At 66.3% G+C, this 12,364-nt stretch carries 13 protein-coding genes; 12 read left to right on the top strand and 1 reads right to left on the bottom strand.

Annotated features, from left to right (window positions below; translation table 11 throughout):
* The 10 genes from urtB (at position 1) to NDI85_RS08110 (ending at position 11,204) form a co-directional block, all read left to right on the top strand.
* Entirely contained in the window at positions 1 to 939 is a 939-nt protein-coding gene (gene urtB, locus NDI85_RS08065) for an urea ABC transporter, permease protein UrtB (RefSeq protein WP_189000803.1), read from the top strand.
* Positions 940 to 2,061, top strand: coding sequence for an ABC transporter permease subunit (locus NDI85_RS08070; protein ID WP_310915462.1), 1,122 nt, complete (start codon positions 940 to 942; stop codon positions 2,059 to 2,061).
* On the top strand, positions 2,061 to 2,855 hold the full coding sequence (locus NDI85_RS08075; RefSeq protein WP_189000797.1) for an ABC transporter ATP-binding protein: 795 nt from the start codon (positions 2,061 to 2,063) through the stop codon (positions 2,853 to 2,855). The genes NDI85_RS08070 and NDI85_RS08075 overlap by 1 nt, the downstream gene beginning before the upstream one ends.
* Entirely contained in the window at positions 2,855 to 3,553 is a 699-nt protein-coding gene (locus NDI85_RS08080; protein WP_310915463.1) for an ABC transporter ATP-binding protein, read from the top strand. Before NDI85_RS08075 ends, NDI85_RS08080 begins: the two co-directional genes overlap by 1 nt.
* Before the next feature lie 64 nt (positions 3,554 to 3,617).
* On the top strand, positions 3,618 to 4,073 hold the full coding sequence (locus tag NDI85_RS08085) for a Mov34/MPN/PAD-1 family protein (RefSeq protein ID WP_310915464.1): 456 nt from the start codon (positions 3,618 to 3,620) through the stop codon (positions 4,071 to 4,073).
* Between the two features lie 286 nt (positions 4,074 to 4,359).
* The gene (locus NDI85_RS08090; RefSeq protein ID WP_310915465.1) at positions 4,360 to 5,916 is read left to right on the top strand and encodes a sodium:solute symporter family protein; all 1,557 of its coding nucleotides are present in this window, start codon (positions 4,360 to 4,362) and stop codon (positions 5,914 to 5,916) included.
* Between the two features lie 251 nt (positions 5,917 to 6,167).
* Positions 6,168 to 7,190 carry a phosphate uptake regulator PhoU gene (locus tag NDI85_RS08095; RefSeq protein WP_189001378.1) on the top strand — a complete coding sequence of 341 codons (1,023 nt, stop codon included), beginning with the start codon at positions 6,168 to 6,170 and terminating at the stop codon, positions 7,188 to 7,190.
* A gap of 234 nt (positions 7,191 to 7,424) precedes the next feature.
* Positions 7,425 to 8,534, top strand: a complete 1,110-nt coding sequence (locus NDI85_RS08100) for an agmatinase family protein (RefSeq protein ID WP_310915466.1) — start codon at positions 7,425 to 7,427, stop codon at positions 8,532 to 8,534.
* Between the two features lie 458 nt (positions 8,535 to 8,992).
* The gene (locus tag NDI85_RS08105; protein ID WP_310915467.1) at positions 8,993 to 10,870 is read left to right on the top strand and encodes a PINc/VapC family ATPase; all 1,878 of its coding nucleotides are present in this window, start codon (positions 8,993 to 8,995) and stop codon (positions 10,868 to 10,870) included.
* Between the two features lie 58 nt (positions 10,871 to 10,928).
* Positions 10,929 to 11,204 (top strand): ubiquitin-like small modifier protein 1, encoded by a 276-nt coding sequence (locus NDI85_RS08110; protein WP_189000768.1) that lies wholly within the window; start codon positions 10,929 to 10,931, stop codon positions 11,202 to 11,204.
* Here NDI85_RS08110 and NDI85_RS08115 read toward each other — a convergent pair.
* Positions 11,201 to 11,596: a pterin cluster protein gene (locus NDI85_RS08115; protein ID WP_310915468.1), complete on the bottom strand. Its 396-nt coding sequence runs from the start codon at positions 11,594 to 11,596 to the stop codon at positions 11,201 to 11,203. The two genes, NDI85_RS08110 and NDI85_RS08115, sit on opposite strands and share 4 nt — an antisense overlap.
* Before the next feature lie 91 nt (positions 11,597 to 11,687).
* Here NDI85_RS08115 and NDI85_RS08120 point away from each other — a divergent pair, with 91 nt between their 5' ends.
* Together NDI85_RS08120 and NDI85_RS08125 are read left to right on the top strand one after the other, a co-directional pair.
* A complete protein-coding gene (locus NDI85_RS08120) occupies positions 11,688 to 12,056 on the top strand; it encodes a hypothetical protein (RefSeq protein WP_310915469.1) in 369 nt (122 codons plus the stop codon).
* Positions 12,057 to 12,109: 53 nt separating this feature from the next.
* Entirely contained in the window at positions 12,110 to 12,364 is a 255-nt protein-coding gene (locus NDI85_RS08125) for a hypothetical protein (RefSeq protein ID WP_189000759.1), read from the top strand.

Consider the following 12,364-nt stretch of genomic DNA (forward strand, 5'->3'; position numbering starts at 1 on the left):
ATGGTCAACGGGCTCAACCTCCTGTTCCAGTTCCTCGATAGCTTCGCCTTTATCGTGCTGGCGGCGGCGGGGTTGGCCATCATCTTCGGCATCATGGGCGTCATCAACCTCGCCCACGGCGAGTTCATCATGGTCGGCGCGTACGCGACGACGCTGGCGAACATCCGCGCGGGCCTCCCGCTTCCCGCCGCGATGCTGGTCGGCGTCCTCGTGACGGCCGGCTTCGGCCTCGTCGTCGAACGAGTCGTCATCTCGGGCACCGTCCCGAACGCTCTCAGTCAGCGGTTCCTCGGCCGCAAAGTCATCGAACCGCTGTACGACCGACTCGCCGACTCGATGGTCGCGACGTGGGGGCTCTCGCTCATCATGGTCCAGGGCGTCCGCATCACGCTGGGCAACTCGCTGGACCAGATCGGGACGCCGCTTGGCAACATCGCCTACAGCGGCTTCTCGTACTCGACGTATCGCGTCATGCTCGCCGCCGTCGCACTGGGCGTGCTGGCACTGACCTACTACGTGTTCACCCGCACCGAGTACGGGATGCGCGCCCGCGCGACGATTCAGGACGAGGACACCGCCCGAGCGCTGGGCGTCGACACCGAACGCACCTACATGACGACGTTCGCTATCGGGTCCGGACTGGCCGGCCTGACGGGCGCGCTGTACGCCCCGACCATCACGATGGTCCCCGGGCTGGGCAGTTCGTTCCTCGTCGAGGCGTTCGTCGCCGTCGTCGTCGGCGGCCCCAGCGTGGTGCTGGGGACGACGCTGGCCGGCGGCCTGCTGGGCGCTATCAACGCCACCGTCTCGAACGTTCTCGGGACGTTCTTCGGGCGCATCGCGCTGCTCGTGACCGCCATCGTGATGATCCGGTTCCTGCCGGACGGCATCACTGGCTTCGTCGAGACGCTTCGGGAACGCAGACAGGAGGGCGCGTAGATGGCGACGGAAACGAGCGGCGCTGGTCCGGCAGACGCCGGCGACAACGGCGCCCTCGCCGGCCTCCGCAGTCGCTTCGAGGGCCCCAACACCGTCGGGAACTCCCGCGGGTTCTGGGTCGGCTTCCTCGTGGCCGTCCTCGCGCTGGCGGCGTACCCGTTCGTCGTCGGGTCGTATCAGGCCTCGCGGTTCTCGCTGTTTCTGGTGTACGCCTTCCTCGGCCTCTCGCTGTCGGTCGTGTGGGGCTACGCGGGCGTCCTCTCCTTCGGACAGGTGGTCTTTTTCGGCGTCGCCGGCTACACGTTCGGCGTCGTCTCGGTGAACTTCGCCACGCCGGCGGGCATCACCGGCGCGTTCCTCGTCGGCGTCTTCGGCGGCGCGCTGATGGCGTTCGTGCTGGGCTATTTCATGTTCTACGGGGGCGTGCGTAACGTCTACGTCACCATCATCACCCTCGTCTCGACGCTCGTCTTGCACACGTTCATGGCCCAGACGGCCGGCGACGAGTGGACCATCGGCGAGGCGGCGCTGGGCGGGTTCAACGGGATGCCGACCATCCCGAACCTCGCCTTTGGCGTCGGCGGCGCGTCGATTACGTTCAGCAGCATGACCTTCTACTACCTCGTGTTGGGGCTGCTCGTGGCGACGTATCTGGGTCTGCGGGCGCTCGTCAACTCGGACTACGGCCGCGTGATGGTCGCGGTCCGAGAGGACGAGGACCGCACCCGGATGTTCGGCTACGACGTCGAGCGCGTGAAACTCGCCGTGTTCACGCTGGGCGGCGCGCTGGCGGGCCTCTCGGGCGTGCTGTACGCCGCGTGGGGCAACTACATGAGTCCGGGCGTGTTCGAGTTGACGTTCGCCTCCCTGCCGGTCATCTGGGTGAGCGTCGGCGGCCGCAAGACCCTGCTGGGCGCGGTGACGGCCACCGTCGGCATCGAGTTCCTGCGGAACTCGCTGGGCGGCGAACTGGCGTTCGTCATCGTCGGCGTCCTCTTGCTGGTGTTCATCCTCGGCCTCCCCGGCGGTATCGTCCCGTGGGTCCACCGGACCTACGTCGAGATGCGAAGCGACGGCGCTACTCCGGAACCGCCTGAGGCGTCGGCAGAGGTGAGCGACTGATGAGTACGAACCAAGACGCATCCGGCGGACCGAACGTCCGCCAGACGGCCGCGGAACTGGCGACGGGCGACCGAACGGACACGCTGTTACAGACCGAGGACCTCCGCAAGGAGTTCGGCGGCTTTACCGCCACCGACGAGGTGGACTTCTCGGTCGCCGAGGGCGAGTTGCGGTGTCTCATCGGCCCCAACGGCGCCGGGAAGTCGACGCTGCTGAACCTCGTCACCGGCACCTACGACGCCTCGGGCGGGAGTATCTACTACGACGGTCACGACGTCACCGACCTCGACCCCCACCAGCGAGTCCGTAAAGGTATCAGCATGAAGTTTCAGGTGCCGTCGGTGTACGGCGACCTGACGGTGCGTGAGAACGCTCGCCTCCCCATTCAGCGGTTCGCCGACGGCGACGAGCGGCGTCGGCGGGTCGACGACGCCATCGAGGCCGCCGGCCTCGCGGGCTACGAACACGTCGACGCGAGCCAACTCTCCCACGGCCAGCAACAGCAACTCGAAATCGGGATGGCCGCCGCGCTCGAACCGGACCTCCTCCTGCTGGACGAACCGGTCGCGGGACTCGACGTGGCCGAACGCGAGGCCATCGCCGAGCGCGTCACCCGCCTCAACGAGGCGGAGGGCATCGCCTTCGTCGTCATCGAACACGACACGGAGTTCGTCGCGAACATCGCCGACGAGGTGACCGTGCTCCACAACGGCGAGATATTCCGCGAGGGCCCCATCGAGGCCATCGAGTCAGACCCCGAGGTCCAGCGCATCTACCTCGGAGGTGAGCACTGATGCTGGAACTGGACGGCGTCACCGCAGCCTACGACTCGACGCCAATCCTCCGGGACGTGGACCTCTCGGTCGAGGAGGGCGAGATCGTCGGCGTGATGGGGAAAAACGGCGTCGGCAAGACGACGCTGATGAAGACCATCATCGGCCTGCTCGAACCGTCGAGCGGGACTATCAGCTACGCCGGCGCAGACGTGACCGACGCGCCCGCCGACGAGCGCGCTCGCGCCGGGATGGGCTACATCCCGCAGGGCCGGGACGTGTTTCCGAAACTGACCGTCGAGCAGAACGTCCGGATGGGCGAGACGGTCAACGCCGACAGCGAGCAGACGCTGTACGACCAGATTTACGACTACTTCCCGGTCTTGGCGGAACGCGCCGACCAGCAGGCCGGCACGCTCTCGGGCGGCCAGCAACAGATGCTCGCCATCGCGCGGGCGCTCGTGTCGAATCCGGACCTTCTCTTGCTCGACGAACCGAGCGAGGGCATCCAGCCCTCCATCGTCGACCAGATCAGCCGCGACATGCAGGCCATCAACGACGACCTCGGGACGACGATTCTGTTCGTCGAGCAGAACCTCGGGGTCATCCGGGAGATGGCCGACCGCTGTTACGCGATGGAGCGCGGCGAAATCGTCGACGAAGTCGGCCCGACGACGCTGGCCGACGAGGACGCCATCGCCGAGTATCTGGCCGTCTGAGGGCTCGTTACTTCACCGCCGTTCGAAACGTACCTATGTCTTCCTGCCGTAGCGGTTATCCACTGTGTACGCGGTCCGTCGGCCCAGCGCGCTCGTCGTTCCCCAAGCGGTACGAGCGGCGATAGCCGACGACGTGCGGACGGCCCACCCGCACGAGGCCGGCGGCTTTCTGGGCTGTGAGCGTCGCGACGGCCGCCTGTACGCCACGACGCACGTCGCACTCGACAACGAGGCCGAAACGCCACGGCGACGGTTCGTCTCGACGGCCACCGACGCCGTCCCCCCGTCGCCGCGCGTGTTCTATCACTCCCACACGTCCGCGTCGACGCCCTCCGGACTGACGGGCGTCGACCGGCGCAACATTCCCGATTCGCTGGCACTCGTGGTGTTCGCACCCCACGGCGACCCGTACAGTTATCGACTGTTCCGTCGAGCGCTGTTCAACTGGCAGGAGGTCCCCGTCGAGACGGCCGAAGAGTCGGCGGCCGTCGGGCGCGAACGCCTTCCACGACTCGTCTGAGTGGTGTCACCGGACGCTCAAATCCTTATATTCTCTAAAGACGCTAGGGAGAGAAGTACCCCCCTCAGACTGTTCGTACATCCATCTATTAGTTCGAACAGTGGGTGTACGTTGGTCGTCAATCCCAGACGGTAAACAATGTCAGGGTAAGCCCTTTTTGTGGTGGTCGGTTCTCAACTTCTGTCCCAACTATGCGTACGAACGCCGACGGAATCCGTCTCGGAATAGCCGAATCGGGCACTGACTGCCGACACAACTGGACGTTCTGTAATGGGGGTGTCGGTCGGTGAGCGTCATCCTCTACGGACTGGTCGCGATGATTCTGGTGACGATGGGCGTCGGCCTCTACGTCGCCAAGAAGATAGAGGGCGACAGCGTCAACTACATCGTCGCCGGTCGGGGACTGGTACTGCCACTGGCGGCGGCGACGCTGATGGCACAGTCGCTGGACGCGAACGCGACGCTGGGGAATACGGACCTCACCGCCAGTTTCGGGTTCTGGGCCGGTGCGGCACTCCCCATCGGCCTCGCCGGGTGTCTGTTCCTCACCGGGCTGTTCTTCGCGAAACCGATGAACCGGATGGACCTGATGACGCTCCCGGACTTCTACCGCCGGAAGTACGGCCGGGTGACCGAAGTCATCGCGTCGCTCATCATGGTGCTGTCGTTCTCCCTCCTGCTGGGTGGGAACCTCGTCGCCGGCGGGTTCCTCTTCCAGACGTTCATGGGCACCACGTTCGTGCAGGGCGTGCTCATCATCTCCGCGGTGGTGTTCCTCTACACTATCGCGGGTGGCCTGTTCGCCGTGGCCTACACCGACGTGATTCAGGCCGTCGTCGCGCTCGCGGGCTCTATCGCCCTCATCGTCTACGTCGCGACGACGTACGGCATCACCATCCCGGAGGGGATGGGGCCGACGGCAGTCGTCCAGATAAATCCCTTCGACAACTCCGCCGGGTCGTGGATAAACCTCGCGACCATCTTCGCGCTGGCGCTGGGTGACATCGTCGCCATCGACTTCATGGAGCGTGTGTTCGCCGCCGAGAGCCCGGAGACGGCACAGAAAGCCTGTTTCGCCGGCTCCGCGGGGACGCTCGTCATCGGCATCCCGTTCTCCATCGTGGCGCTGTCGGCCAACAGCATCCTCTCGTCCATCGGCGTCGAGGCCGGCAATCAGGCCGTCCTCTACGTCCTCCTGCAGGAGGCAGTGCCGTCGTGGCTGGCCGTCCTCGTACTGGCCGGTATCGTCGCCGCGTCGCTGTCGACCGGTGACGGGGCTATCCTCGGCACGTCGGCCGCACTGGCCCGGAACGTGCTGGGCATCCGCGACGAGGACTCGCCCGGCGAGGGCGTCGAGGCCGACGGCTCCGGCTTCCTCAGCAAGGGGTCGGACAAACTGCTCGCGGCGACGCGGGTGATGGCCGTCCCCATCACGATCCTCGGGGCGTTCTTCGCCATCCAGGTGAGCGCGACCGGGATGTTGCTAGTGTTGGCGTTCGACGTGGCCTTCGCCGGGCTGCTGGTCCCACTCGTGTTCGGCATCTACAAGCCCGACGTGGCGACGGCACCCGCCGCGCTGGCGGGGATGCTCTCGGGGTCGCTCACTCGGCTGTTCTTCTTCGTCACCATCCCGACGACGTACGCTATCCCGAACAACCTGCTGTACGTCGAGAACAGTCTCGTGCCGGCCGGGTGGGACGGACTGGTGACGTTCATCGCGCCGCTGGTCGGCCTGACCGTCTTCCTCACCGTCGCGTTCCTGACGAAAGACGACTACCCGACCCACAGCGTCACGGGACGGCAACAGCGGGCCATCGTCGCCGGTGGCGAAGAGGATGACTGACTACTCACCCGCCGACCGGTTCTTCCTGTTCGGCCTGGGCCTCCTCGTCGTCCTCCTCGGTGTGACCCTCGCCGTCGTCCTCGCGATAGGGTAGCGAACGTTCGTCCGCCAGTTCGGAATTTGCCACGTATTGTGTCTACCATAAGTCGGAATAAGTTGCAGTTTCGACAGTGCATACAGATGGAAGTGAACGAAGTCGAACCACGCGTTCTCGGCGGGTGTGCCGGGCTGTGACTCCCGACGCCGTCCGGATGAAGCGGAAGGTCCAGCAACTCGGCTCCTCGACGTTGGCTGTGACCGTCCCCGCAGAGTGGGCCCGGCACCACGACATCGAGAAAGGTGACGAGATAATCGTCCAACGCGACGAGAACGGCGGGTCGCTGCTGCTGGTCCCCGAACAGCCGTCGATAGCGGACGTGGAAGCGACCGTCGACGCGGACGCGCTGACCAGTGACGCACTCGAACGGGCTATCGTCACCCAGTACGTCCTCGGCCGCCAGCTCATCCGTATCGAGGCGACGACGCCGCTCGGCCTCGAACACCGCAACGCCGTCCTCGGTGCCGAACGACGGCTGATGGGGCTTGGCATCGTCGAACAGGCCGAGACGACCGTCACCGTCCGCTGTTCGGTCGCGCCCGGCGACTTCGACCTGCCGACGTTACTCGGCCGACTCAGCCGAACCGAGGCGGCGATACGGAGCGACGCCGTGACCGCGCTACTGGACGGGGACCCTGAGGCCGCCGAGCAAGTCAGCGCCCGAAAGGGACAGGTCGAGAAGCTGTTCTACCTGTTCTTGCGACTGGTGTTCGCGACCTACCGGAATCCGCGACTCAATCAGGCGGTCGGGCTGGAGACTGGATTCCCCCTCATCGGCTACCGGTCGGTCGCACAGGACGTCGTATTGATGGCTGACGTGGCCGTCGAGATAGCGACGCTCGCGGCCGAGGGCGACGGCACGGTTCCCGACGCGACCACGGCTGAGGTCGTGACCGACCTCGCCGAGGCGCTGGACGAGGCCGCCAGTGCGACCAGAGCGGCCGTCACGACGCCGGACTACGAGGGGACCGAGACGGCCCGCGAGGCGTTCGACCGGGTCGACGAGTGCGTCGCCGCGGCGAACGACCACCTCGCCGCCGAGCGCCCGGAGCCACTGCTCGTCCTCCAGCGAGCGGTCACGCTCCTCGAACGGAGTGCCAGACACGCTCGCGACAGCCTCTCGGTCGCGACGCACCTCGCGTTCCGCGAGGACCCGGACCTCGTCACGAGCGAGTGACGCGCCCCCCGTTTCTCCGCCGCTCGACCGACCAGCGGCGCCGCCACCCAGCCGTCAGCCGCGCACGGTCCTAGAACACCTAGATGAGAGTCGAACGGTACATGCCTACGCATGGTCACCGGAGGGAGTATTACACATCCGAAGGAACGCTTTTCAGTACGATACGTCCATCCAGTAGTGTCGCAATCATCGGCCGAAGTGTGCCGAAAACGCGGCCGAAACACTACGATTACCATGTCCGAAGAACGCAACGGCGAAGACATCTACGGCGACAAGCACAAAGAGGCGAACGAACCCATCTTCAGCGGCATCCCGACGTTCCTCAAACTCCCGCAGGCCGACCGGGACGAACTCGACGAGGAGGACGTCGACGTCGGCATCCTCGGCGCGCCGCTGGACACGGCGACGACCATCCGCCCGGGGACCCGCTACGGGCCCCGCGCCGTGCGGGCCGCCTCGACGGTGCCCTCCCCACCGTACGAGCACTTCAACATCGAGACGGGCGTGGACCCGTTCGACACGTTCAGCGTGGCCGACACCGGCGACGCCACCGTGTCGCCGGGCGACACCCGCCAGAGCCAGTTGAACATCGAGGACGCCGTCTACGAGATCAGCGAGCAGGCCACCCCCATCGTCATCGGCGGCGACCACTCCATCTCCTACCCGGACATCAAGGGCTGGGCGGAGGCCAACGGCTACGAGGACATCGGCCTCATCCACTTCGACTGTCACGCCGACACCGGCGAGGACGGCCTCACCGGGTTCGAGTACGACCACGGCGCGTGGGTCAAGCGCGTCTACGACGAGGGCATCATGGCCGGCGAGAACTACACGCTCATCGGGCCGCGCGGGTTCTGGCCCGGCCCCGACACCTACGAGGACATGCGCGACGCCGGCATGAAGTGGTACACCGCGATGGAAGTCGGCGGGATGGACCTGGACGACATCGTCGCCGACGCCGTCCAGCGAGCGACCGACGGGACCGACGCCGTCTGGGTCTCCTTCGACGTCGACGTGATGGAGCCGGCCTACTGTCCGGGCACCGGCGAACCCGAACCCGGCGGCCTCATCCCCCGCGAGGCCATCTACATGGTCCGGGAAGTCGTCAAGGTGCTGGACCCCGAGGACTTCGGGTTCGACGTGGTCGAAGTCGCGCCCCAGTACGACGTGAGCGACACCTCCTCGTACAACGGCGGTATCACCAGCGGGTTCGCCAACCGCCTCATCATCGAAGTGATGGGGAGCATGGCTCTCGCAGAGAAGGGGCTGGAGTCCGGTGACCCCATCAAGCCTGAGGAACCCCTCGGCCCGACGGAGACGGCCGAGACGCCCGCCGACGACTGAGCCGCCCCCGTTTTGAGACGGGTCCGGCGCGGCACTTCCGCTCTCTTGCCCAACCGCGTCGACCCACTTTGCTCCCGCGTCGATTGACTACCGACCGTATCGACACGAACGCGGGCCCCTCTCGGTTCTCGGAACCAGAAAACGCCATACTGTCGCTGATTGGCCAGCCAGGCGGGTGGGACTGAAAGGGGCCGACCGCTCGGCGTTCGAGATCGTTCGAAAGGCCCAATGCACCTTTCGTGATGACGAGAGAGCTTTGCTCTCTCGAACCACGACGCAAGCACGCGAACGGAGTGAGCGCGCAGCGAGTCGCAGTAGCCGAGCGGTCGGGGGCTTTCTGCCTGTTCACAGCGTGGCCCGAGCGATTCAGTAGATAGGTGACGCAACTCACGGCTAGCACGCCACTCGCTAGCGCGGGCATCAGGACCCTTATCACGCGACAGGCACCTACTCCGCATATGGAAATCGTACCGGACACGAGCGTGGTCATCGACGGCCGCGTGTCCGACCAGATAGAAGCCGACGCCGCTCCCGACGGTGACGTGGACGGCATGGGCTTTGCCGGCGCGACGGTCGTCGTCCCCGAAGCCGTCGTCGGCGAACTCGAAGCACAGGCCAACGACGGCCGGGACACCGGCTGGGAGGGGTTAGAGGAACTCCAGCGTCTCGTCGACCTCGCCGACGAGGGCACCATCGACGTGGAGTACGTCGGCCGCCGTCCCGACGCCATCGAGAAGCGAGACGCCGGCGAGGGCGAGATAGACGCGCTCATCCGCGACGTGGCACAGAACCGTGGCGCGACGCTGGTGACCAGCGACGACGTACAGGCCGAGGTGGCCAGCGCCAAAGGGCTGGACGTGGAGTACATCGAGCCGCGCGGGCGTAGCGTCGACCGTCTCCAGATAGAGAACTTCTTCGACGAGGGGACGATGAGCGTCCACCTCAAGGTCGGCGTCCAGCCGTTCGCGAAGAAGGGCTCCATCGGCGACATGCACTACCAGCCGATTCGCGACGACCTCGCGACCGAGGCGGAGTTGCGCGAGTACGCCGACGACATCGAGGACGCCGCTCGCGCCTCCCCCGAGGGCTTTCTGGAACTCGACGAACCCGGGATGAGCATCGTCCAGTTCCGTGACCTGCGCATCGCCATCGCGCGCCCGCCGTTCTCGGACGCCATGGAGATTACGGCGGTCCGACCCATCGTCAAGACCGACCTGGACGACTACGAACACGCCGACGAACTCCGCGACCGCTTCACCGAACACCAGCGCGGCGTCCTCATCGCGGGGTCGCCCGGCGCCGGGAAGTCGACGTTCGCGCAGGCGGTCGGCGAGTTCCTCGTCGACGCGGACTACTCCGTCAAGACGATGGAGAAGCCGCGGGACCTGCAGGTCGGCCCGAACATCACCCAGTACACCGCGCTGGGCGGGTCGATGGAGAAGACGGCCGACTCGCTGTTGATGGTCCGGCCGGACTACACCATCTACGACGAGGTCCGGAAGACCGACGACTTCGAGGTGTTCGCGGACATGCGCCTCGCGGGGGTCGGGATGGTCGGCGTCGTCCACGCGACGCGGGCCGTCGACGCCCTTCAGCGCCTCATCGGCCGCGTCGAACTCGGCCTCATCCCGCAGATCGTCGACACCGTCGTCTACATCGAGGCGGGCCAGGTCCACACCGTCTACGACGTGACGACCGAGGTGAAGGTCCCGCAGGGCCTGATGGAAGAGGACCTCGCGCGCCCGGTCATCGTCGTCCGGGACTTCGAGACCGGCCAACCCGAGTACGAGATATACACGTTCAACCGGCAGGTCGTCACCGTCCCGCTGAACGAGGACGACGACGAGCAAGATTCGGGCGTCGACCGCCTCGCGAAACAGGAGGTCGAACGCGAGATTCGCTCCATCGCCCGCGGCCACGTCGACGTGGAACTCCGCGGCCCGAACAACGCCGTCGTCTGGGTCGAAGACGACGACATCCCGCAGGTCATCGGCAAGGGCGGCGGCCGCATCACCGACGTGGAGAACCGACTGGGCATCGACATCGACGTGCGGACCTTAGACGAGAAGCCCACCGGCCCCTCCGGCGGCCCCCAGACCGACAGCGGCGGGAAGCAGGGCGAAATCGTCCAACCGGAGGTCACCTCCCGCCACGTCAGGGTCCCGCTGGACGGCCACGCCGGCGACACCGTCGAGGTGCAGGCCGACGGCGAGTACCTCTTCACCGCCACCGTCTCTCGTGGCGGCGAGATTCAGGTCTCGCGCGGGTCGGGCATCGCCGAGGAGTTAGAGCGAGCCATCGACCGCGGCAAGACCATCACGGTCGTCCCGTCGTAGCGTCGACCGACCGCATCGCCGCTCTACATTTATACGGCCGTGTCCCTAGCACCCGCACATGGAAATCGAGTTGCGCTTCTTCGCGAACTTCCGGGCGACCGTCGGCCAGAAGATACTCCGCCGGGAGTTCGACGACGGCGCAGACGCCGGTGACGTCCTCCGGGCACTCGGCGAGGAGTACCCCGAGATGGAACTGTTCGAGTCCGACGACACCCTCCGGCAGTACCTGACGATTCTCCGGAACGGACGGGACATCGAACACATAGAGGGCCTCGACACCACGCTCGAAGACGGCGACGAACTCAGCGTCTTCCCGCCCGTCGCCGGCGGCTAACAGCAGAAGATGAACGGATAGAGGAGGCCGATCCGCTCGCCGCCGTCGAGTTCGGTGTCCAGTCCGTCCAGATGCTCGTTGAACTGGCCGTCGACGGTGACGCGGGCGTAACACCGCGTCTGGTCGCCCTCCGGGTTCTTCTTCCACGTCCCGGGCAGTGACTCCAGTTCCGGGGCCCACCCCGCCGTGGCGGCGTCGGACTCCGTCTCGGCGATGAGGAGGTCGGCCACGTCGTAGCGCTCACAGAACGCTTCGAGGAACGCCCGGAGCGTCGTGCCCTCGAAGGTATATTCCATGTGTGGCTCGCCGACGGCGTCTCTGACGTGACCCGTACATCGGACCTCGACGGTCGTCCGGGCCCGCTGTGTCCCCTCGTGTGCCGTCCCGTTCATGGAGGCGACTAGGGCCAGCGCGGCTAAAACGGTGGGTGCGAACACGTTCGGGCGGGACCGGGTTTAATTGCCAGCGGCTCCAGCAACGAGTATGGAGGACATCGAACTGGGGATTCCGGCGGGCATCGTCGACTCCTTGCCGGCCGACGGCGAGGACGCCAAACAGGACATCCAGCGGGCCATCGCCGGGTGGGAAGGCGACATCAACGCGGCGCTCGACAGCGAGGACCCGGCGAGCGCCGTCGTCGACCTCGTCGAATACTTCGAGGACCGCTGGGAGGCCTACGACGAGTACGTCGTCGAGTTGCGGGCGTGGGGCCAGTCGCCCATCTACGCGATGGTGTGGCGTGACCTCACCGCGTCGATCATCCAGCAGATATACGACCACGCCGACCTCGCAGACCGCATCGACCGCGAGCGCAACGCCCGCATCGTCGACGACGGCATCCGGCCCGGATGACCCGGCACACGCGCCCCGAGGCGTTTAGTCGCGGCGGTGCCTAACGACTCGCGATGCGACGAGAACGGAGCTTCCGCGGTATCTCGATGCGACTCGCCCGGCACTATCTGGAGGGCCTCGGCGGGGAGGAGCGCGACGAGACCACCGTCGTCGCCGACGACTGGACCGCCGAGCTGTCGGCCGAAAAGGTCGGTATCGGGCCGACCATCGAACTGACCGAGGTGACCGTCGTCTTCGAGGGCGACGAGGAGACGCTGGACCCGCTCGTCGAGGAGTTCGCCCAGAAGGCGATGCGGGCCGGCGGGTAG

Origin of the sequence: Haloarcula sp. S1AR25-4 (assembly GCF_031624555.1) — an archaeon.
Lineage (GTDB): Archaea > Halobacteriota > Halobacteria > Halobacteriales > Haloarculaceae > Haloarcula > Haloarcula pellucida.